General features: G+C 52.8%; 21 protein-coding genes. 10 read left to right on the top strand and 11 right to left on the bottom strand.

Annotated features, from left to right (window positions below; genetic code table 11):
* Window positions 1–477 precede the first annotated feature (477 nt).
* Window positions 478–1,257, top strand: a complete 780-nt coding sequence (locus ABRZ28_RS06695; RefSeq protein ID WP_319602429.1) for an acetoin reductase — start codon at window positions 478–480, stop codon at window positions 1,255–1,257.
* 103 nt (window positions 1,258–1,360) lie between these two features.
* On the opposite strand, the gene ABRZ28_RS06690 is transcribed toward ABRZ28_RS06695, so the two are convergent.
* The 3 genes from ABRZ28_RS06690 to pth form a co-directional block, all read right to left on the bottom strand.
* The gene (locus tag ABRZ28_RS06690; RefSeq protein ID WP_319602430.1) at window positions 1,361–2,017 is read right to left on the bottom strand and encodes an epoxyqueuosine reductase QueH; all 657 of its coding nucleotides are present in this window, start codon (window positions 2,015–2,017) and stop codon (window positions 1,361–1,363) included.
* 170 nt (window positions 2,018–2,187) lie between these two features.
* The gene (gene ychF / locus ABRZ28_RS06685) at window positions 2,188–3,279 is read right to left on the bottom strand and encodes a redox-regulated ATPase YchF (protein ID WP_330519778.1); all 1,092 of its coding nucleotides are present in this window, start codon (window positions 3,277–3,279) and stop codon (window positions 2,188–2,190) included.
* 131 nt (window positions 3,280–3,410) lie between these two features.
* Window positions 3,411–3,998: an aminoacyl-tRNA hydrolase gene (gene pth, locus ABRZ28_RS06680; RefSeq protein WP_319602433.1), complete on the bottom strand. Its 588-nt coding sequence runs from the start codon at window positions 3,996–3,998 to the stop codon at window positions 3,411–3,413.
* Window positions 3,999–4,321: 323 nt separating this feature from the next.
* On the opposite strand from pth, the gene ychH reads away from it, so the two are divergent.
* Complete coding sequence (gene ychH / locus ABRZ28_RS06675; protein ID WP_330519777.1) at window positions 4,322–4,591, top strand: stress-induced protein YchH; 270 nt, start codon at window positions 4,322–4,324, stop codon at window positions 4,589–4,591.
* A 151-nt stretch (window positions 4,592–4,742) separates the two neighbouring features.
* Here ychH and prs read toward each other — a convergent pair whose 3' ends face one another.
* The 3 genes from prs to lolB all read right to left on the bottom strand — a co-directional run bounded on the left by prs (window position 4,743) and on the right by lolB (window position 7,337).
* Window positions 4,743–5,690 (bottom strand): ribose-phosphate diphosphokinase, encoded by a 948-nt coding sequence (gene prs / locus ABRZ28_RS06670; protein WP_319602435.1) that lies wholly within the window; start codon window positions 5,688–5,690, stop codon window positions 4,743–4,745.
* Between the two features lie 147 nt (window positions 5,691–5,837).
* The gene (ispE, locus tag ABRZ28_RS06665; protein WP_330519776.1) at window positions 5,838–6,710 is read right to left on the bottom strand and encodes a 4-(cytidine 5'-diphospho)-2-C-methyl-D-erythritol kinase; all 873 of its coding nucleotides are present in this window, start codon (window positions 6,708–6,710) and stop codon (window positions 5,838–5,840) included.
* Between the two features lie 3 nt (window positions 6,711–6,713).
* The gene (gene lolB / locus ABRZ28_RS06660) at window positions 6,714–7,337 is read right to left on the bottom strand and encodes a lipoprotein insertase outer membrane protein LolB (protein ID WP_319602437.1); all 624 of its coding nucleotides are present in this window, start codon (window positions 7,335–7,337) and stop codon (window positions 6,714–6,716) included.
* Window positions 7,338–7,547: 210 nt separating this feature from the next.
* On the opposite strand from lolB, the gene hemA reads away from it, so the two are divergent.
* The 6 genes from hemA to kdsA all read left to right on the top strand — a co-directional run bounded on the left by hemA (window position 7,548) and on the right by kdsA (window position 12,950).
* Window positions 7,548–8,804: a glutamyl-tRNA reductase gene (hemA, locus tag ABRZ28_RS06655; RefSeq protein ID WP_319602438.1), complete on the top strand. Its 1,257-nt coding sequence runs from the start codon at window positions 7,548–7,550 to the stop codon at window positions 8,802–8,804.
* Between the two features lie 34 nt (window positions 8,805–8,838).
* Entirely contained in the window at window positions 8,839–9,921 is a 1,083-nt protein-coding gene (gene prfA, locus ABRZ28_RS06650) for a peptide chain release factor 1 (protein ID WP_319602439.1), read from the top strand.
* Window positions 9,921–10,766 (top strand): peptide chain release factor N(5)-glutamine methyltransferase, encoded by an 846-nt coding sequence (gene prmC / locus ABRZ28_RS06645; protein ID WP_330519775.1) that lies wholly within the window; start codon window positions 9,921–9,923, stop codon window positions 10,764–10,766. The genes prfA and prmC overlap by 1 nt, the downstream gene beginning before the upstream one ends.
* Window positions 10,767–10,786: 20 nt before the next feature.
* Window positions 10,787–11,179, top strand: coding sequence for a SirB2 family protein (locus ABRZ28_RS06640; protein WP_319602441.1), 393 nt, complete (start codon window positions 10,787–10,789; stop codon window positions 11,177–11,179).
* A gap of 2 nt (window positions 11,180–11,181) precedes the next feature.
* Complete coding sequence (gene sirB1 / locus ABRZ28_RS06635) at window positions 11,182–11,991, top strand: invasion regulator SirB1 (RefSeq protein WP_319602442.1); 810 nt, start codon at window positions 11,182–11,184, stop codon at window positions 11,989–11,991.
* Window positions 11,992–12,095: 104 nt separating this feature from the next.
* Window positions 12,096–12,950 carry a 3-deoxy-8-phosphooctulonate synthase gene (gene kdsA, locus ABRZ28_RS06630; protein ID WP_330519774.1) on the top strand — a complete coding sequence of 285 codons (855 nt, stop codon included), beginning with the start codon at window positions 12,096–12,098 and terminating at the stop codon, window positions 12,948–12,950.
* Between the two features lie 53 nt (window positions 12,951–13,003).
* Here kdsA and ydgH read toward each other — a convergent pair whose 3' ends face one another.
* Window positions 13,004–13,954: a DUF1471 family protein YdgH gene (ydgH, locus tag ABRZ28_RS06625; protein ID WP_319602444.1), complete on the bottom strand. Its 951-nt coding sequence runs from the start codon at window positions 13,952–13,954 to the stop codon at window positions 13,004–13,006.
* A gap of 624 nt (window positions 13,955–14,578) precedes the next feature.
* On the opposite strand from ydgH, the gene pntA reads away from it, so the two are divergent.
* Both pntA and pntB read left to right on the top strand, forming a co-directional pair.
* The gene (pntA, locus tag ABRZ28_RS06620) at window positions 14,579–16,111 is read left to right on the top strand and encodes a Re/Si-specific NAD(P)(+) transhydrogenase subunit alpha (protein ID WP_330519773.1); all 1,533 of its coding nucleotides are present in this window, start codon (window positions 14,579–14,581) and stop codon (window positions 16,109–16,111) included.
* 10 nt (window positions 16,112–16,121) lie between these two features.
* Window positions 16,122–17,510 (top strand): Re/Si-specific NAD(P)(+) transhydrogenase subunit beta, encoded by a 1,389-nt coding sequence (gene pntB / locus ABRZ28_RS06615; protein ID WP_319602446.1) that lies wholly within the window; start codon window positions 16,122–16,124, stop codon window positions 17,508–17,510.
* A 75-nt stretch (window positions 17,511–17,585) separates the two neighbouring features.
* On the opposite strand, the gene uspE is transcribed toward pntB, so the two are convergent.
* The 4 genes from uspE to sodC form a co-directional block, all read right to left on the bottom strand.
* Complete coding sequence (gene uspE / locus ABRZ28_RS06610; RefSeq protein ID WP_319602447.1) at window positions 17,586–18,545, bottom strand: universal stress protein UspE; 960 nt, start codon at window positions 18,543–18,545, stop codon at window positions 17,586–17,588.
* Between the two features lie 139 nt (window positions 18,546–18,684).
* A complete protein-coding gene (gene fnr / locus ABRZ28_RS06605; protein ID WP_239782550.1) occupies window positions 18,685–19,437 on the bottom strand; it encodes a fumarate/nitrate reduction transcriptional regulator Fnr in 753 nt (250 codons plus the stop codon).
* A gap of 172 nt (window positions 19,438–19,609) precedes the next feature.
* Window positions 19,610–20,143 carry a methylated-DNA--[protein]-cysteine S-methyltransferase gene (gene ogt / locus ABRZ28_RS06600; protein WP_319602448.1) on the bottom strand — a complete coding sequence of 178 codons (534 nt, stop codon included), beginning with the start codon at window positions 20,141–20,143 and terminating at the stop codon, window positions 19,610–19,612.
* 146 nt (window positions 20,144–20,289) lie between these two features.
* Window positions 20,290–20,814 carry a superoxide dismutase [Cu-Zn] SodC gene (sodC, locus tag ABRZ28_RS06595; protein WP_330519772.1) on the bottom strand — a complete coding sequence of 175 codons (525 nt, stop codon included), beginning with the start codon at window positions 20,812–20,814 and terminating at the stop codon, window positions 20,290–20,292.
* Window positions 20,815–20,945: the final 131 nt, after the last annotated feature.

Here is a 20,945-nt window from a genome sequence, read left to right as displayed (position 1 = left end):
CGGGGGGTATACCCTGTTTGTTCGCTCCTATACAGTAAACCTTCTTCCGCCAAGAGAGCAGGAACAGGGGTTCTGCGTTGCGAATGGCCGTACCGTCGGGAAACGACTGAGAGCGGAGCCGTTAAACAACGGCTGTTACAGGCTTAGCGCAAGATGCGCGAATCATGAACCTGAAGAACGTCTGCCCGCTGAAAACAGCAGCGGCGTATTCCCGGATTCAGACACACAGGACGTCGCAGTCAGCGTATGCGATAACCTGACCTATGCCGATTATATCGGGTCAACTCGCCAGGGTCACGACCATTGTGTCGCGCATCGACTTGGATTTGAGGCGACGAATGAACATGTCGCTCAGGGATTATCGCTCATCCCTGGCGGTCGAAAGTAATACACCCGGTCATTCCCACGACGAATGGCCGGGTATTGCATCAGTAACTATTGTTTTTTTTTTGATCTGCAAAGAGGTGAGTTCAGAGTATGGCTATCGAAAATAAAGTAGCGTTAGTAACCGGCGCCGGGCAGGGTATCGGCCGCGGTATCGCATTACGTCTGGCCAAAGATGGCGCATCGATAATGCTGGTCGACGTTAACCGTTCCGGTCTGGATGCGGTAGCCGCGGAAGTTGAAGCACTGGGGCGTAAAGCAGCAACATTTGTTGCCGATATTTCCGACCGTGCTCAGGTTTACGAAGCTATCGATCTGGCTGAGAAACAGTTAGGCGGATTCGATATCATCGTTAACAATGCGGGTATCTCCCAAGTTCAGGCGCTGGCCGATGTCACGCCGGAAGAGGTTGAACGCATCACGCGTATCAACATTCAGGGGACGCTCTGGGGTATTCAGGCCGCCGCGAAAAAATTCATCGACAGAAAACAGAAGGGCAAAATCATTAATGCCAGCTCCATTGCCGGTCATGATGGCTTCGCTTTACTCGGTGTTTATTCCGCCACCAAATTCGCCGTGCGCGCCTTGACCCAGGCGGCCGCCAAAGAGTATGCCAGCCGGGGCATCACGGTGAATGCATACTGCCCAGGGGTTGTCGGTACCGGTATGTGGGAACATATGGATCGCCGTTTCGCGGAAATTACCGGTACGCCGGTGGGTGAAACCTATAAAAAATACGTGGACGGTATCGCGCTTGGCCGCGCCGAAACGCCTGATGACGTGGCAGGTCTGGTATCCTACCTGGCCGGCCCTGACTCTGACTATGTCACCGGTCAGTCCATCCTGATCGATGGCGGCATCGTTTACCGCTAAGCCTTTTCCCAAGCCGCTTTCTTACGAAAGCGGTTTTTCCGCTACGCCACTCGCCATGTCTCGCTGATTTCGTCAAATACCCAGATTCGTCATACGCGCGGCGTTATTTCTGCTCGTCGCCATAATAAAGCTTGCCTATCTTGATCAGTTGCCGTCCCTGGGATTTACGGTGAAGGTTGGTATCCCTCAGCGAATAGACGCAGCCGCAATACTCCTGCTGATAAAACCGTTCGCGCTTGCTAATCTCAATCATGCGCGAAGATCCGCCTTGTTTGCGCCAGTTATAATCCCAGTACGTCATCTGCGGATAATGCGCGGCGGCACGCTGCCCGCACTCGTTGATTTGCTGCATATTCTTCCAGCGGGAAATCCCCAGCGAACTGCTGATGACGCTAAAACCGTTTTCCCATGCATAAAGGGCGGTACGCTCGAAGCGCATATCGAAACACATTGTGCAGCGAATACCTCTTTCGGGCTCCCATTCCATGCCTTTCGCCCGTTCAAACCAGTTATCCGTGTCGTAGTCCGCATCCACAAAAGGCACGCCGTTTTTCTCGGCGAACCGAATATTCTCGTCCTTGCGAATGAGATACTCTTTCTGCGGATGAATATTCGGATTGTAAAAAAAGATGGTGTATTCGATGCCTGAGGCCTGAATCGCCTCCATGACTTCACCGGAACAAGGCGCACAGCATGAATGCAGCAATAATTTGTCCGCGCCTTGCGGCAACTCGAGTTTTTGGCGTTTAAAATCGATCATAGTCCAACGATGCGCAACGGTAGAGAGTAGCGGGCCAGTATATCGTTGGATAAAAGCAAAGTCGAAAATGGCCGTTGCCGCACGGCAAAAATCCACGCAACTGCGTGGATTTTATGGGGTTTGTTAATCTTCATGAGACGCTCTGAAACCTCACGAGACAACAAAAGTGATTAGACGTTGAACAAGAAGTTCATCACATCGCCGTCTTTCACGATGTAGTCTTTACCTTCCGAACGCATTTTCCCTGCTTCTTTCGCGCCTTGCTCGCCTTTGTAGGTAATGAAGTCTTCATAAGCGATGGTCTGGGCGCGGATGAAGCCTTTTTCAAAGTCGGTATGAATTTTACCCGCCGCCTGCGGGGCGGTGGCGCCGACGGGGATTGTCCAGGCACGGACTTCTTTCACCCCGGCGGTGAAGTAGGTTTGCAGGTTCAGCAATTCATAGCCCGCGCGGATAACCCGATTCAGACCCGGTTCCGTCAAGCCCAGCTCAGCCATAAATTCGTCGCGATCTTCATCATCCAGCTCGGCGATATCGGATTCAACCGCCGCGCAAACCGGCACCACGACAGACCCTTCCGCGGCGGCGATGGCCCGAACCTGATCAAGGTACGGATTATTTTCAAAACCGTCTTCGTTCACGTTGGCGATGTACATGGTCGGTTTCAGGGTCAGGAAGCTCAGATAGCGGATCGCCGCTTTGTCTTCCGCGCTGAGATCCAGCGAGCGCAGCATTCCCGCCTTTTCAAGCTGCGGCAGACATTTTTCCAAAGCTTCCAACTCGGCTTTAGCGTCTTTATCGCCGCCTTTTGCTTTTTTCTGTACGCGATGAATAGCGCGTTCGCAGGTATCCAGGTCGGACAGGGCCAGTTCGGTATTGATAACGTCAATATCGTCGGCCGGGTTAACTTTGCCGGAAACGTGAACAATATTGTCGTTTTCGAAGCAACGCACCACGTGACCAATGGCTTCCGTTTCACGAATGTTGGTCAGAAACTGGTTGCCCAGGCCTTCACCTTTGGATGCGCCTTTCACCAGCCCGGCGATGTCGACAAACTCCATGGTAGTAGGGAGGGTACGCTGCGGTTTGACGATCTCGGCCAGTTTATCCAGACGCGGATCGGGCATCGGCACCACGCCGGTATTAGGCTCAATGGTACAAAACGGGAAGTTGGCCGCTTCAATACCCGCTTTGGTCAGCGCGTTGAACAGAGTGGATTTACCGACGTTAGGCAGACCGACGATGCCGCATTTGAATCCCATGTTTATATCACCTTAAATTACTTATTAATCAGACAATTATTTTCAATCGCCTGTCAGAATGACAACTATTCCGGCTGATTATACACGGAATGTCCGTTTATCTCGATCCGCCATCGGCATCAGGCGGTGATTTATGCCGCTTTAAATGCGTGTAAGCGGTTCATGGCTTTCATCATATCTTCTTTTAACAGAATGTCGGTGCAGCGGATCGCTTCGTCAATCGCGTCATCAATCAGCGTTTGTTCGCTGACGGGCGGTTTCCCCAACACAAAACCGGTGACTTTATTTTTATCGCCCGGATGGCCGATGCCGATGCGTAAGCGATGGAAGCCAGGATTATTGCCCAGCTTGCTGATGATGTCCTTCAATCCGTTGTGGCCGCCGTGACCGCCGCCGAGTTTGAGTCTGGCTACCCCGGGCAGCAGATCCAGTTCATCATGCGCCACCAGAATTTCATCCGGTTGAATCCGGTAAAAAGTCGCCAGGGCCGCCACGGCCTTGCCGCTCAGGTTCATAAAGGTCGTGGGGACCAATAACCGGATATCATGCCCGGCCAGATTGAGGCGTGAGGTATAGCCAAAAAATTTGCTTTCTTCTTTCAGCGGCTGACGATGAATTTCAGCCAGACGGTCAACGTACCAGGCCCCGGCATTATGGCGGGTCGCCGCATATTCGGCGCCGGGATTGGCCAAACCAACAATTAACTTAATGCTGCTCACGATAATATTCCAGATTGCGCGCGTATATCGATATCACGCCGCGTGATTTAAATAGCGTTGAGGGACGTTAGTTTACACATATCCTTTTCTGACTTGAAGTCGCGGCATACCCGGCGTCAGCGTCGTTGTAATAGAATTATGCAAAATAGTTCCGCTGGGTAATTATTAAAATCTTTGTCTGTTTATTGGTATAAATGTAAAAAAAGATTACTTTTACTCTGTTATCTGTGATCCCTCACGCAATCATCCGACCACGTACTTGTCTATAATTACATCAACACAGGGAAGCCTCATTCATCCACAGAGTTTTCTGGAGGTGACAAATGAAACGTAAAAGTGCAACCACGCTGGGTAATGCGTTGATGGGCATTGGTATGTTTTTAATGATCGGCGGCATTGCTTATTGCATCATCAGCCAGTTCGCCAAACTGAACCTACCGCAATTTATCGCCTATTTGGATCTGATCACTATTTTTGCCGGCGCGATATCCTGGTTGGTCGGTGCGCGTATCAGCGGTCGTGAAAAAGTGGCCGATCGTTACTGGTGGGTAAAACATTTTGATAAACGTTGTCAGCGCCAGCGCCATTCGTAGCGCAATATTGCTGACTTGTGCCGAATTTTAAAAATCCGCTATAAGCCTTGGCTGTGGCGGTTTTTTTTATTGCACATGATGGAAATAAATTAAGCCACCTTTTACGGGTGGCTTAATTTTGCGTAAATAGCCAATAACCAGCTAAAAACGATTAATGCTCAAACATGGCGGAGATGGACTCTTCATTGCTGATGCGACGAATCGCTTCAGCCAACATGCCTGACAGCGTCAGCGTACGAACATTTTTCAGCGATTTGATTTTATCTGTCAGCGGAATGGTATCGCAGACAATCACTTCATCAATAACTGAGTTTTTAATATTGTCGTAGGCATTACCTGAGAAGATCGGGTGCGTCGCATAAGCAAATACGCGTTTGGCGCCACGTTCTTTCAGCGCTTCCGCTGCTTTACACAGCGTGCCGCCGGTATCGATCATATCGTCGACCAACACGCAGTCGCGGCCGGCGACATCGCCGATGATATGCATCACCTGAGACACGTTGGCGCGCGGACGACGTTTATCGATAATCGCCATATCGGTGTCATTCAACAGCTTGGCAATGGCGCGGGCGCGAACGACGCCGCCGATATCCGGAGAAACCACAATCGGATTATCCAGCTCCTGTTGCAGCATATCTTCCAGCAGGATAGGGCTGCCGAAAACATTATCGACAGGGACGTCAAAGAAGCCCTGAATTTGTTCTGCGTGCAAATCGACGGTCAGTACACGGTCAACGCCGACGCTGGACAGAAAATCAGCCACCACTTTAGCGGTGATTGGCACACGGGCGGAACGAACCCGACGATCCTGGCGAGCATAGCCAAAGTAAGGAATAACGGCAGTGATACGCCCGGCGGAAGCGCGGCGAAGCGCATCCACCATGACAACCAGTTCCATCAGGTTATCGTTGGTCGGCGCACAGGTGGACTGGATGATGAAAATATCACCACCGCGTACATTTTCATTGATTTGCACGCTGACTTCACCATCGCTAAAACGACCGACAGCGGCGTCGCCAAGGCTAGTGTACAAACGGTTGGCAATACGTTGTGCTAGTTCCGGGGTGGCGTTACCAGCAAAAAGCTTCATATCAGGCACGAGAAGAACCTCAGGCTTGCGTCCAGAGAAATATTGTACCCGCTATAATATCCGTGAGCGGGGAGCAACAACAGGCACAATATGCATACGGGTGTATGAATTAGGCTTGATAAAACACAGCCCAAGCAGACTGGGTGTTATCAAAACCTAACATTGCCCGGAAAGCGTACGTTGCAACGGAGAGACGTTAACGCCTCGCGCCACAAAACCATTTAACCATTCCGGGGCCTGGTCAAGCACCTGGCGGGCTTCGGGCTCGGTGTCGAACTCAGCGAACACACAAGCACCTGTTCCGGTCAGGCGCGCCGGGGCGTATTCTAACAGCCATGAAAGTAGCTGTTCAACCTCACGAAAACGTTTTCTTGCGATAGTCTCACAATCATTGACGAAGGTCTGTTTTAGCAACTGGTCCAAAGATCGCACTGGCGAATTCCGTTTTAGCTGAGGATCGCCGAAGATCAACGGAGTAGGGATGCTGATCCCCGGATGCGCCACCAGATACCATTTTTCCGCCGGGAAAGCCGGCGTCAACTTTTCGCCGACGCCTTCGGCGAAGGCCGCATAGCCATGGATGAAGACCGGCACGTCGGCGCCGAGCCGCAGGCCGAGCGCCGCCAGCTCGTCCGCCCGCAGATTACAGCCCCACAGGTGATTCAGCGCAACCAGCGCCGTGGCTGCATTCGATGAGCCGCCGCCCAATCCTCCGCCCATCGGCAGGCGCTTATCAATACGGATATCCGCGCCCAAAGGCGCGTGGCGATCGTTACGGCTGCGGCAATGTTGTTGCAGCAGGCGCGCCGAGCGGATAATCAGGTTCTGCTCGTTATCCACGCCGGCTATCGGCGTGAGCAGTTCGATACGCTCATCCGCACGCGGAGTAATCGTGAGCGTATCGCCATAGTCCAGAAACTGAAACAGGGTTTGCAGCAGGTGATAGCCATCCGCCCGCCGCCCGGTGATATAAAGAAATAAATTCAGTTTGGCGGGAGAGGGCCATTTCTCAATCAGATTGGACTGCATAGGTTATTTTACCGTCCAGTTATCCATTTTTAACTTGATGCGCTGTTCGCCCTGAGTGAGCTCCAGACTCTGCGGCAGCGGCGGGTTCACCTTTCGGCTGTAACTCTGGTAGCTGACGTTCCAGCTTTGATCGCCCTGACGATAGGTCACTTTATTCAGCAGATATTGGTCGTCGAGGGTGAAATCGCTCGCATCGCCCGGCAAGCCGAGGATCCACTGGCGCAGATTATTCAGCGGGATCGCCATCCCCGTTAGCTGTTGCACCATCTCTTCGGCATCTTTGCCGACATAACGTTTACCCTGATTGTCCGCAATCTGCACGCTGCCCGGCTGCGCGCTCAATTCCAGCTCCGTGCTGCCGAGCGGATTGGTCAACAGCAGACGAAAGCGCTGGGATGACGACTCTTCCCAGAAAAAACGCGCATATAGTTTCTTGCTATCGGAGATATAGGCAAAGGAGCCGCGCGTCTGATATTGGCTCAATTGCTGCACTTTTTGCTGATGTTGCCGCCATTCGGGCGAGGTCGGATTCTTGCCCGGCGACACAGGTTGGTGAAGGCCGCAGGCGGTCAGCAATACACTGGCCAGAGGCAGTAGCCGCAGGCAACGGAGGGTATTTAATGGCATGTCGGTCAAATCCTATCAGGCAGATTGAATATCACAAAAAGGTCACGCTAACGGGCTTGTCGCTCAGCGTCAATGTTTGGCGTTTTCAGCGTAGAGTATACACCCAGGATGAACAGCATCACGCGCTGTCGCTTTTCTTGCTTCCCGGCATCAAGTAGAATGCGGGGCAAGAAATCCATACTAACACCGGTATTACTCAAGAATTGTTCAATGACGCTGCTCGCGCTTGGTATTAATCACAAAACGGCTCCGGTTTCTTTGCGGGAACGCGTTTCTTTCTCGCCGGATACGCTGGGGCAGGCTTTGAATAGCCTGCTACAACAACCTATGGTGCAGGGCGGCGTACTGCTGTCCACCTGTAACCGCACCGAACTCTACCTTAGCGTGGAAGAACAGGAAAATCAGCGTGAACGGCTGATTGACTGGCTGTGTGAATACCATCATCTGGATCCGGATGACGTCAGCGACAGTCTATACTGGCATCAGGATAACGCGGCCGTCAGCCATTTGATGCGCGTCGCCAGCGGCCTGGATTCACTGGTGCTGGGCGAGCCGCAGATATTGGGGCAGGTGAAGAAGGCCTTTGCGGAATCATTGCGCGGACATACGGTGTCCGGCGAGCTTGAACGCCTGTTCCAGAAATCGTTTACCGTCGCCAAGCGGGTGCGCACTGAAACCGACATCGGCGCCAGCGCGGTCTCCGTCGCGTTTGCCGCCTGCACGCTGGCTCGCCAAATCTTTGAATCCCTTGCAGATGTTAATGTATTATTGGTCGGCGCCGGAGAAACCATCGAACTGGTCGCCCGCCATCTGCGCGAACATCAGGTACACGGCATGGTGATCGCCAACCGTACTCGCGAACGCGCGCAGGCGCTTGCCGCTGAAGTCGGCGCGGAAGTCATCACGCTCGCCGAACTGGATGAGCAACTGGCTAATGCCGATATCGTCATTAGTTCCACCGCCAGCACATTGCCGATTATCGGAAAGGGGATGATGGAAAGAACGCTGAAAGCAAGGCGTAATCAGCCAATGTTGATGGTGGATATCGCCGTGCCGCGTGATATTGAACCGGAGGTCGGCAAATTACCCAACGTCTATCTGTATAGCGTTGATGACTTACATGCGATCATTCAGCATAACCTGGCGCAGCGCAAAGCCGCCGCAATCCAGGCGGAATCGATTGTTCAGCAGGAAAGCTCCGACTTCATGGCCTGGCTGCGGGCGCAGTCCGCCGTCGAAACCATTCGCGATTACCGGGAACAGGCTGAGGCGCTGCGTGCGGAATTGACGGCCAAAGCGCTTACCGCCATTCAGCAGGGGAGCGACGTGGAAACGGTCATGCAGGAATTGACGCACCGTTTAACCAATCGCCTGATCCATGCTCCCACCAAATCTCTTCAACAGGCCGCCCGTGACGGCGATCTGGACCGTTTACAAATTTTACGCGACAGCCTTGGGCTGGACTAGCATTTATCTCTCTTAACAGGATTTAACAGCCCGCATGAAGCCTTCTATTGTTGCTAAACTGGAAGCGTTGCAAGAACGCCATGAGGAAGTTCAGGCATTGCTCGGCGAGTCGAGCTTGATCGCTGATATGGATCGCTATCGCGCCTTGTCCCGTGAATATGCGCAGCTTACTGATATCACTCGCTGCTTCCAACAGTGGCAGCAGGTACAGGAAGATATGCAAACCGCTGAAATCATGCTCGACGATGCCGAAATGCGCGACATGGCGCAGGAAGAATTAAAACAGGCAAAAACCGCCGCCGAAGAGCTGGAGCAGCAGCTTCAGGTTCTGCTGTTGCCGAAAGATCCGGATGATGAGCGCGGCTGCTTTCTTGAAATCCGTGCCGGAACCGGCGGCGATGAAGCGGCGATCTTCGCCGGCGATCTATTCCGCATGTACAGCCGCTATGCGGAGACCCGCCGCTGGCAGGTGGAAGTCATGAGCGCCAGCGACGGCGAGCATGGCGGTTATAAAGAAATCATTGCGAAAGTATCCGGCGACGGCGTCTACGGCCAGCTCAAGTTCGAGTCCGGCGGGCATCGCGTACAACGCGTGCCGGCGACCGAATCACAAGGGCGTATTCATACCTCGGCGTGTACCGTCGCGGTGATGCCGGAAATACCGGAAGCAGAACTGCCGGAGATCAGTCCCGCCGATTTACGTATCGATACTTTTCGTTCATCCGGGGCCGGCGGTCAGCACGTCAACACCACCGATTCCGCCATCAGAATTACCCACTTGCCGACGGGCATTGTGGTCGAGTGTCAGGATGAGCGTTCCCAGCATAAGAACAAAGCTAAAGCGCTGTCGGTGCTGGGCGCGCGTATCCGCGCCGCCGAAATGCAGAAACGTCAGCAGGAAGAAGCCTCGACGCGCCGGAACCTTCTCGGCAGCGGCGATCGTTCGGATCGTATCCGCACCTACAACTTTCCGCAGGGAAGGGTGACCGATCACCGTATCAATCTGACGCTCTACCGGCTGGATGAGGCAATGGAAGGCAAGCTGGATATGCTGATTCAGCCCGTCGTCCAGGAATATCAAGCCGACCAGTTGGCCGCGCTTTCAGAGCAAGAGTAATGAATTATCAGGCCTGGCTGACATCGGCTATTACGCGTCTCGCAACGGGGGAAAGTCCGAAACGGGATGCGGAGATATTGTTGCGCTTCGTCACCGGTAAAACGCGAACCTTCTTGCTGGCGTTCGGCGAAACCCGGCTGACGGCGGAACAGTTGCAGCGATTGGATGCTTTACTGGCGCGGCGGATTAACGGCGAACCCATCGCCTATCTGACCGGAGAGCGCGAGTTCTGGTCGCTGCCGCTTGCGGTATCGCCGGCCACGCTGATCCCGCGTCCCGATACCGAGTGTCTGGTTGAACAAGCGCTGCAACGGCTGCCTGCCGCGCCGTCTTCCATACTGGATTTAGGCACCGGCACCGGGGCGATAGCGCTGGCGATCGCCAGCGAGCGGGCGGATTGCCAGGTCACCGGCGTAGACGCGCAGCCCGATGCCGTCACGCTGGCCAAACATAATGCCGAACGATTGGGCATAACAAATGTTCGTTTTTTATTGAGCGACTGGTTTTCATCGCTGCCGAACCAGCATTTCACGCTGATCGTCAGTAATCCGCCCTATATTGATGCCGATGACCGCCACCTGTTTCAGGGGGACGTTCGTTTCGAGCCAAGCAGCGCTCTGGTGGCGGCCGAGAACGGATTGGCCGATTTGCGCGCCATTATCGAACAGGCCGCAAGCCATTTACTGCCTGACGGCTGGTTATTGCTGGAGCACGGCTGGCGGCAGGGCGCCGCAGTACGGCAGCTATTGCAGGCTCACGGATTCGAGCGGATAGAAACCTGTCGGGATTACGGCAATAACGATCGCGTATCGCTGGGGCTGTGGCCAAAAGCGATCGATAAATAATTTTTCAGGAGGCTACGCGGGTGGCGCTATTTTTAGGATTTGCATATCTGCACATGGTGACGGTCGGCGTCAGCATTTGTTTGTTCGTGCTGCGTTTTTTTTGGTTATGCCGACAGTCCGCCCTATTGCGGCAACGATGGGTTAAGATACTGCCCCACATCAACGATACGTTATTATTGCTGACCGGCGTGGGTTTACTCGTCATTAATCATATTTATCCGTTTACTGTCGGACAAAGCTGGCTGACGGAAAAACTGTTTGGCGTTATTATTTATATTCTCCTTGGCGCGGTTGCCCTGGGGAAACGCCCGCGTAGTCAGAAGATACGCTGGCTGGCGTTTATACTTGCCTTGGTATGCTTCTGTCTGGTTATGCAGATTTCGCTGACCAAGTTACCGTTGCTGATGGAATAACTATGAGTTCTATTGCTGATTTTGAATTCAATCGTTCACAGTTAAGTGAAGGTGTCGTACTCGTTTCACAGGCGATTCGCCGTGATTTCCCCGCCCAGGATGTGCGGAAAAATCTGCAACAGTTGGTTGACGATGCCCGCGCGGTTATTCCCGAGGATCTTGAACAGGATTTGCAGCTTGAGAAGCTGATTGAGCTGTTCTTCCATACCTGGGGGTTCGGCGGCGCCAGCGGCGTTTATCGGCTTTCCGATGTCCTGTGGCTGGATAAAGTGCTGGAATCCCGGCAGGGCATGCCGGTGTCTCTGGGCGTGATATTTTTGCATATCGCGCACGCGATCGGGCTGCCGCTGATGCCGGTCATTTTCCCCACCCAGCTTATTTTACGCGCGGACTGGCTGGATGAGGAGATGTGGCTGATCAACCCGTTAACCGGCGACACCTTGAGCGAACATGTGCTGGACGTCTGGCTGAAAGGCAATATCGGTCCTTCATCGCAGCTGATGGATGAAGATCTGGATGAAGCCGAGAATATACTGATTGTACGTAAAATGCTCGACACGCTGAAAGTGGCCCTGATGGAAGAAAAACAGATGGAGCTGGCGTTGAAGGCCAGTGAAGCGGTGTTGCAGTTTGAGCCTGACGACCCGTATGAAATCCGCGACCGCGGCCTGATTTATGCCCAGTTGGACTGTGATCATATTGCGCTGTCCGACCTGAATTATTTTGTCGAGCAATGTCCGGAAGATCCGGTGAGTGAAATGATCAAAGTTCAGATTCACTCAATAGAGCAAAAACACATCGTCCTGCATTGATAAATGCCTATTTATACCCGCCCGATTGCAAGAGGTCGCCAGGCGAAAACTTGCCGGGCGGCGGGTATGTTCAACGTTGATTTATCCGATATTAAGGTAAAAGTATGAAGAACAAAGTGGTCAAGGTAGGGGACATTTCCGTTGCCAACGATCTGCCTTTTGTCCTGTTTGGCGGCATGAATGTCCTTGAATCACGGGATATGGCGATGCGCGTCTGCGAGCATTACGTTACGGTAACGCAGAAACTGGGTATTCCCTACGTGTTCAAGGCTTCCTTCGATAAAGCCAACCGTTCCTCCATTCATTCTTACCGCGGTCCGGGTCTGGAAGAAGGAATGAAGATTTTCCAGGAACTAAAACAGACCTTTGGCGTAAAAATCATTACCGACGTACACGAATCATATCAGGCGCAGCCGGTGGCGGATGTCGTCGATGTGATTCAGTTGCCGGCTTTTCTCGCTCGCCAGACCGATCTGGTTGAAGCGATGGCGAAAACCGGCGCCGTTATCAACGTTAAAAAGCCTCAGTTTGTCAGCCCCGGACAAATCGGCAACATCGTCGATAAATTTATCGAAGGCGGCAACGATCAGGTGATCCTGTGCGATCGCGGCAGCAATTTCGGTTACGATAATCTGGTCGTGGATATGCTGGGCTTCAACGTCATGAAGCAGGTTTCCAACGGTTCGCCGGTCATTTTCGACGTCACGCATGCGCTGCAATGTCGCGACCCGTTTGGCGCCGCATCCGGCGGTCGGCGCGCGCAGGTAACCGAACTGGCCCGCGCCGGTATGGCCGTGGGTCTGGCGGGATTATTCATCGAGGCGCATCCCGATCCGGCCAACGCGAAATGCGACGGTCCTTCCGCATTGCCGTTAGATAAGCTGGAACCTTTCCTGCAACAGATCAAAGCCATTGACGATCTGGTCAAAAGTTTCCCGGAACTGGATACCAGCAAGTAGATTTTCAGGCATAAAAAAACCCGCGTTATGCGGGTTTTTTTATTCGTTTGCGGTTACTTGTACAAATCAGCGCTAATGGTCATATTCGTGCCATTATTTTCCCGCTGTCTGGTGATGTGGTAGTATTTGGCGCCTTTTTTGGCTGCGCGTTTTGCCACTGCTTCGGACACCTGCGGCATTGTGGTAAAGCTGCCGCGGAAAGTAATGGAATCGAAGGGGATCATCTGCGCGGCGGTCGCTTTGTTAAGTTCTTCAATTTTAGTGCCGTCGGCAAGCGTGACGGTGTAACGCCCACCTCTTGACGACTGCGTTTCAAAGAAGTTGCCGATGTTGCGGCTTGGGCTATCCGAGTTTGCCACGCCTGGAATTTCCACCTTGGCGGCTTCTGTGCCGCCGGCAGCCAGCGCGGCTCTGCCGGCTTCGGAATCGGCCGGGATGGCATCCGGGCGTTGGAGCTGGCGCTTAGGCGCATCGGCTTTGTATATGTAGGCTGTTACCTTCTGGTTGCTCCCGCCGGCGTTAATATCAACCTGACGCACAATAAAGAAAGCGTCGGCATTTTTTTCTTTTGCCGCTTTGCCAATGGCTTCGTTAATCTCCGGCTGGTTGGGGAAGGAACCGCTGACGGTAACGGTATCGTACGGTTCCAACGCATAGGCGGTATCTTTTGGCAATTCTTTTACGCCATGAAAAGTGCGGTACTTCACTTCATTACTGGCCTTCGGCGCATCTTTATGATAGAGGTCGACGATAACGTTCCACCGGTCGTAGGAATTGGTGTCCATCATATCCTGAACATAGAATGCGTCGGCGCCGAGCTTATCCGCACGTTTTGACGCCGCGGCAACCGCTTCGTTGATGGCGCTGAACCGACCTATGAATGAAATTCTCTTAAAGGGCTGTAATGACGCGGCCTGTTCTGGGGTGAGTTCCCGGGCCGCCTGTACTGAAAATGCCGATAATGAGAGTAGTGCGGATACAATAACTGTCGTCTTGAACTTCATAAAAGGATCCTTTCGCCTGGCGCGTTTGGTTTATAACATGCTTGGCAATCAAGATGTAATGGAATAGCCCTGGATTATCGCACGGAATAACGACGCATGCTTTAGCATTTTGCAGGGTATCTCAACCTTCGTTTCCCAGGTCAGGATTAAAGAAAAACGTCAATAATAACGGTTAATGATTGTTTCACTATCATAAGGGATATTTATTCGGGCCTTGTGCTTAACAAGCCCGTAACACGCGATTTTTGTGAAACACCCCAGAATAATTTATCAATAATAATGCTACAAAAGCGGCAAGCGAACGTGATTTTCGACCAAAAAAAACCGATGCTGACTATAATAACTCGGCTTTTAGGTGAAATTCGTTTTATATATGGATCATCGCTCACATTTTCAGTAGGTTATATATCCACTTGATTTCAGGTCGCTCCTCTGGCGATGATGAACGCATCCTTGGTTGAGCGAATATAGGCTATTATCGCCATTGCAGTTTGCAAGATACCGGGTAGTCGGTTAATCAGGTCAAATATAGAGACAGGGTGAAATAAATCTCGGTCGATTCATACCACCGGAGTAGGGTGACTATAATAACCTTCGTTAAAAATAAGCAAAAAGGGAATCAGTATGCGTATTGGTGTTCCAAGAGAACGGTTGACCAATGAAGCAAGAGTTGCAGCAACGCCGAAAACGGTCGAACAGTTGCTGAAACTTGGCTTTGAGGTCTCGATAGAACGTGGGGCTGGGAAACTTGCCAGTTTTGAAGACTCGGCGTATGCGCAAGCGGGCGCCTCACTGGCAGACACCGGTGAAGTCTGGCAGTCCGATATTGTCCTGAAGGTCAATGCGCCGCTGGAGGAGGAAATTGAACTCACCCGCGCGGGGAGTACGATTATCAGCTTTATCTGGCCGGCCCAGAATCCTGAGTTACTGGAGAAACTGGCCGCGCGTCAGGTGACGGTGCTCGCAATGGACTCTGTTCCCCGCATTTCACGCGCCCAGTCGATGGATGCGCTTAGCTCAATGGCGAATATCGCCGGCTACCGCGCCATTGTAGAGGCCGCTCATGAGTTCGGTCGTTTCTTTACCGGTCAGATTACCGCGGCCGGCAAAGTGCCGCCGGCCAAGGTCATGATTATCGGCGCCGGCGTTGCCGGTCTGGCGGCTATCGGCGCAGCAGGAAGTCTGGGCGCGATTGTCCGCGCTTTTGATACCCGTCCTGAAGTTAAGGAACAGGTCAAGAGCATGGGCGCCGAATTCCTGGAGCTCGACTTTGAAGAGGAAGCCGGCAGCGGCGACGGTTATGCCAAAGTCATGTCGGAAGCCTTTATCAAAGCGGAAATGGAACTGTTCGCCGCACAGGCAAAGGACGTGGATATCATCGTCACCACGGCGCTTATCCCGGGCAAACCCGCTCCGCGTCTTATTACCAAAGAGATGGTTCTGAGCATGAAGCCCGGCAGCGTGATTGTCGACCTGGCCGCGCAAACCGGCGGCAACTGCGAGCTGACCGTCGCCGATCAGGTTACGATAACGGAAAACGGCGTCAAAATTATCGGTTATACCGATCTGCCCAGCCGTCTGCCGACCCAGTCTTCTCAGCTGTACGGCACCAATCTGGTTAACCTGCTGAAGCTGCTGTGCAAAGAGAAAAATGGCGAAATCGACGTTAATTTTGAAGACAACGTGATTCGTGGCGTCACGGTCATCAAAAATGGCGAAGTCACCTGGCCGGCGCCGCCGATTCAGGTTTCGGCTCAGCCGCAACAGGCCAAACCCGCCGCGGCTGCCGTCGCGAAAGAAGAGAAAAAACCGTCTTCTCCATGGAAGAAATACGCTTTCATCGCCATTGCCATCCTGCTGTTCGGCTGGTTGGCGAATGTCGCACCGAAAGAGTTTCTGTCTCACTTCACCGTATTCGCGCTCGCTTGCGTGGTAGGGTACTACGTCGTATGGAATGTCAGCCATGCGCTGCACACGCCATTAATGTCGGTAACAAACGCGATATCGGGAATTATCGTCGTCGGGGCATTGTTGCAAATCGGTCACGGTGGATGGGTGTCTTTCTTTTCCTTCATCGCCGTATTGATTGCCAGCATCAATATTTTCGGTGGTTTCACCGTCACTCAGCGCATGCTGAAAATGTTCCGCAAAAACTAAGGGGTAACACATGTCTGGTGGATTAGTTACAGCTGCATACATTGTTGCCGCGATTTTATTTATCTTTAGCCTGGCCGGTTTGTCCAAACACGAAACTTCCCGTCAGGGGAATATTTTCGGTGTGGTCGGGATGGCGATTGCATTAATCGCCACTATCCTGGGGCCGGATACCGGCAACGTCGCCTGGATTATCGTCGCCATGGTGATCGGCGGCGCAATCGGCGTTTATCTGGCGCGCAAAGTTGAAATGACCGAAATGCCGGAGCTGGTCGCCATTCTTCACAGCTTCGTGGGTCTGGCCGCCGTACTGGTCGGGTTTAACAGCTTTCTCGACCACGGCGAGATCACCGACCCGGTACTGGTGAATATCCATTTGACGGAAGTCTTTCTGGGGATCTTTATCGGTGCGGTAACCTTTACCGGTTCGGTTGTCGCTTTCGGCAAGTTGCGCGGCATCATTTCGTCCAAACCGCTGACGCTGCCTCATCGCCACAAAATGAACCTGGCGGCGCTGGTGGTCTCTTTCCTGCTGCTGCTGGTGTTTGTTAATTCCGACAGTGTGGCGTTGCAGTCCGTCGCGTTACTGTTTATGACGGCGATTGCGCTGGTATTCGGCTGGCATTTGGTGGCTTCCATCGGCGGCGCCGATATGCCGGTTGTCGTTTCCATGCTGAACTCCTATTCCGGTTGGGCGGCGGCGGCGGCGGGCTTCATGTTAAGCAACGACCTGCTGATCGTAACCGGTGCTTTGGTGGGTTCCTCCGGGGCCATTCTGTCTTACATCATGTGTAAGGCGATGAACCGCTCCTTCATCAGCGTGATTGCCGGCGGTTTTGGTACCGACGGTTCGTCCACCGGTGAAAGCGAAGAGATGGGCGAATACCGCGAGGCTTCAGCGGAAGAAGTCGCTGAATTACTCAAAAACTCAAGTTCGGTGATCATCACGCCCGGATACGGCATGGCGGTCGCGCAGGCGCAGTATCCGGTACACGATATTACCGCCAAACTGCGCGCTCGCGGGATCAAGGTTCGCTTTGGCATTCACCCGGTTGCCGGTCGTTTGCCGGGCCATATGAACGTTTTGTTGGCCGAAGCGAAAGTGCCTTATGACATCGTATTGGAAATGGACGAAATCAATGACGATTTCGCCGATACCGATACCGTATTGGTCATCGGCGCCAATGACACCGTGAACCCGGCTGCTCAGGAAGATCCGCACAGCCCGATTGCCGGAATGCCGGTGCTTGAAGTGTGGAAGGCGCAGAATGTTATCGTGTTTAAGCGCTCGATGAACACTGGCTATGCCGGCGTGCAGAATCCGTTATTCTTCAAGGAAAACACGCAGATGCTGTTTGGCGACGCCAAAGACAGCGTGGAGGCGATTCTGAAAGCGCTGTAATTCTTTGCGCTAGGCAGACTAAAAGGGGCGATCATCATCGCCCCTTTCTTTATTCCAGGCATTCAGAACGCCATACTAATTTTTATCCTCGTCGTTTTCCCCTTCCTGCGTGATCGGGCTGACGAAATCATCAGGTTTGATCGCCAGCAAATCGCATTTCAGATGGTCAATAACGTGCTCGACGGTATTACCGATAAACGCCGCGGAGAGTCCGGTTCGGCCCAGCGATCCCAGGACCACGACGCCGGCTTGCAGGTGCTCCGCCAAATCGGGGATCACCTCTTCAGGCAATCCTTTCTCCACATGTGTTACCCGTTCATCCAAATTGAATTTCTGACGCAACGCCTTCATCGCAATCAGGTGTTGACCGCGGATGGCATCGTTGTAAACGCTGGGGTCGAAATCGGGCAGTTCAATGGCGATATTGATCGGCGTGACCGGGTAGGCGCCGACAAGGTGGACCTCCGTCTGATTAACCTGTTTCGCCAGCTCCAGCGTTTCTGATACCAGCTTAATGTTCAAAGGATCGTGATAGGGATCTTCGCTGGAGAGGTTAACGGCGACCAACGCCCGGCTTTCTTCCGGCCAGGGCTGATCCTTCACCATCCAGACGGGACATGGACATTTACGCAATAGCTGCCAGTCGGTAGGGGTGAAAATAACGGCTTCCAGCCGATCGTGCTGATGCGCCATTTTCAGCAACAGGTCATGTTGCCCGGCAATCACCTCCTGAATAATGGCTTCAAATGGCTTATTGTGCCAGACCACTTTGATTTCTATCGGAACGCCGGCATCAAGATAATATTTGCATTGTTCCCTAATCCACTCGGTGCGCTGTAAAACCACGCCCTGACGCATTTCCGTCCGTTCGTCAGGGGACAGAAGGGTAGTCATTTCATAAGAGAAATCATAAATCGGCAGGAATGCCTTGATGCGCCCGCCAAGTCGCTGAACCAAATAAACCGCCCGCCGAAGCGCCGGTTGGTCATCCTGATTCGGGTCAATAGCTACAAGCAAGTTCTGATACTTTGCCATAGGTCCTCCAAACAGCTGTTAGTCCACAGTCTGTAAATCAAGAGTACCCCAAGGACATCGTTTTGAACAATATCGTTTTGAAAAACAGCGGTGAAAGGCCGGAACGATGTAATAAGCTATTCACCGCTCCGGCGGCAGGTCAGGCTCTGTTAGGCGAAGAGCCGGCGAGTTCGGAAAGCGCGCTAAGATTTTCAATGGTGATGTATTTACCTTTTACGGCAAGGATCTCACTTTTCTGAAAACGGCCCAGTAAACGGCTGATGGTTTCTACCGTCAATCCCAGATAATTACCGATATCGCCACGCGTCATGGTCAGGCGAAACTCGCGCGGAGAGAAACCGCGTTCGGCGAACCGACGAGACAGGTTATAAATAAAAGCCGCCAAACGTTCTTCGGCATTCTTTTTCGACAGCAGCAGGATCATATCCTGGTCGCCGCGGATCTCGCCGCTCATCAAGCGCATCATTTGCTGGCGCAGGTTAGGCATTTTCCCGGAAAGATCGTCCAGCGTCTCAAAGGGAATTTCGCAGACCATTGAGGTTTCCAGCGCCTGGGCAAAGCTGGGATGCTGCGCGTTGCCGATGGCATCAAAGCCGACCAGGTCGCCCGCCAGATGAAAACCGGTGATCTGCTCATCGCCCTGTTCGGTGATGGTATAGCTCTTGATGGTGCCCGAACGGATAGCATAGAGAGATTTTAACTCATCGCCGGCTTTGAAGAGCGCTTGTCCTTTCTGGATAGGCTTTTTCCTTTCAATGATATTATCGAGCTGATCGAGCTCGTGTTCATTCAAAGTAAATGGAATGCATAGTTGACTGATGCTGCAATCCTGACAGTGGATCGCACAACCGCCAGACTGGATGCGGCGGATAATTCGCTTTTCCGGGATCATAGACTTTGCTCAGGCGATAATTGATATTGGTCAATTTTAACAGCTTTTATCGCCGGTGATAAGTCCGATAACCTTTCCAATGGCTCAATAAGGCGCGAACTAAGGAGTAATTTAACTTTATGCCTGATAAAGATACATTTTCGCGCGCGGATTTTTGGCGTAACGATATCATTTATAGCGCGAATATATTCTGTTGCGGGAAATAGCCTTCATGCGTGAGCAACCACTGTTTACGATGAACGCCGCCGGCATAGCCGGTTAATGCCCCCTGCGCGCCGATAACGCGATGACAGGGAACCACAACGCCGATCGGATTGGCGCCATTCGCCATCCCCACGGCGCGGGAAGCCGTCGGTCGCCCCAGTCGCGCAGCCAGTTCGCCATAACTTATTGTTTCCCCGCAAGGGATTTGCCGTAACGCGCGCCAGACCTGTTGCTGAAATTCCGTGCCGACCGAGACAACGGGGATGGTATTAATGACATTTAAATCGCCGGCGAAATAACGTTGCAGCTTATCGGTTAATCCACCGGGATTATTCTCAGGCAGTAACGAGAAGGGATCATTCTTATAACATCGATTCAGCGAACGATATAATTTTTCTTCATATTCACGCCATTCAACCGCCCGCAGGCAATTATTTTCATCGGCAACCAGCATTAATTCCCCGATAGGGGTTGGCATCGTATCCAGAAAAAAAACCTGCACAATCATTCCTTACCGATTTAATCAGACGCGCATGCCGGCAGCGCTGAATGCCTTATGTGAACGCGCTATTCGGCCAATGCCGGAGCGGATGTCGTTGCCATACCGCCACGACATCCGCCCATCATAACGCGAGATGCGATAACGGGTTACTCAATCACGCCGCAGGCCAGACGTGCGCCGCCGCCGCCGAGTTTTTCCGGGCTGTCGGCGTAGTTATCGCCGCCGGCATGGATCATCAGCGCGTGGTTTTTCACCTCGGACAGCGATTTTATCCGCGGCGCCAGCACCGGATAGGAGGCGGAGCCATCGGCGTTAACCACCAGTCCGGGTAAATCCCCCAAATGACCCTGGTCGGTATATGGTCCCAGATGCTTGCCGGTTTTTTCCGGATCGAGGTGTCCGCCAGCCGCCAACGCAGGCACGGATTTGCCGTCCTGCTCCCCGGCGGCGCAACTCGATTTTTCATGAACATGGAAACCATGGATGCCCGGCGTCAGCCCGGTTAGCTTCGGCGTGAAGAGTAGGCCATAAGGGGTTTCCGTTATCGAGACCTCTCCCAATTCCTTGCCGTTGCCGTCCGGCAGCGCTTCGTTCAAGGTTACCGTAGTGCCGGCGGCGAATGCGGAACAGGAAAAGAACACGCCTGTCAGGATAAGTGCCTTCAGTTTCATTGTCTTTTGCCTCTGTTGTTATTAAATCGATTACGATTGAACCGGTTGATTGTCCCACGGCGCAATATCGCGCTACCGGAATAATCATCTTGGTATGAAATAATAGTTGAGCCGGGAAAGGCGTCAACTCA

Source organism: Brenneria sp. g21c3, from assembly GCF_040240345.1.
GTDB lineage: Bacteria > Pseudomonadota > Gammaproteobacteria > Enterobacterales > Enterobacteriaceae > Brenneria.
Note: the sequence above shows the minus strand (reverse complement) of the source record. Positions and strands in the feature narration are given on the sequence as shown.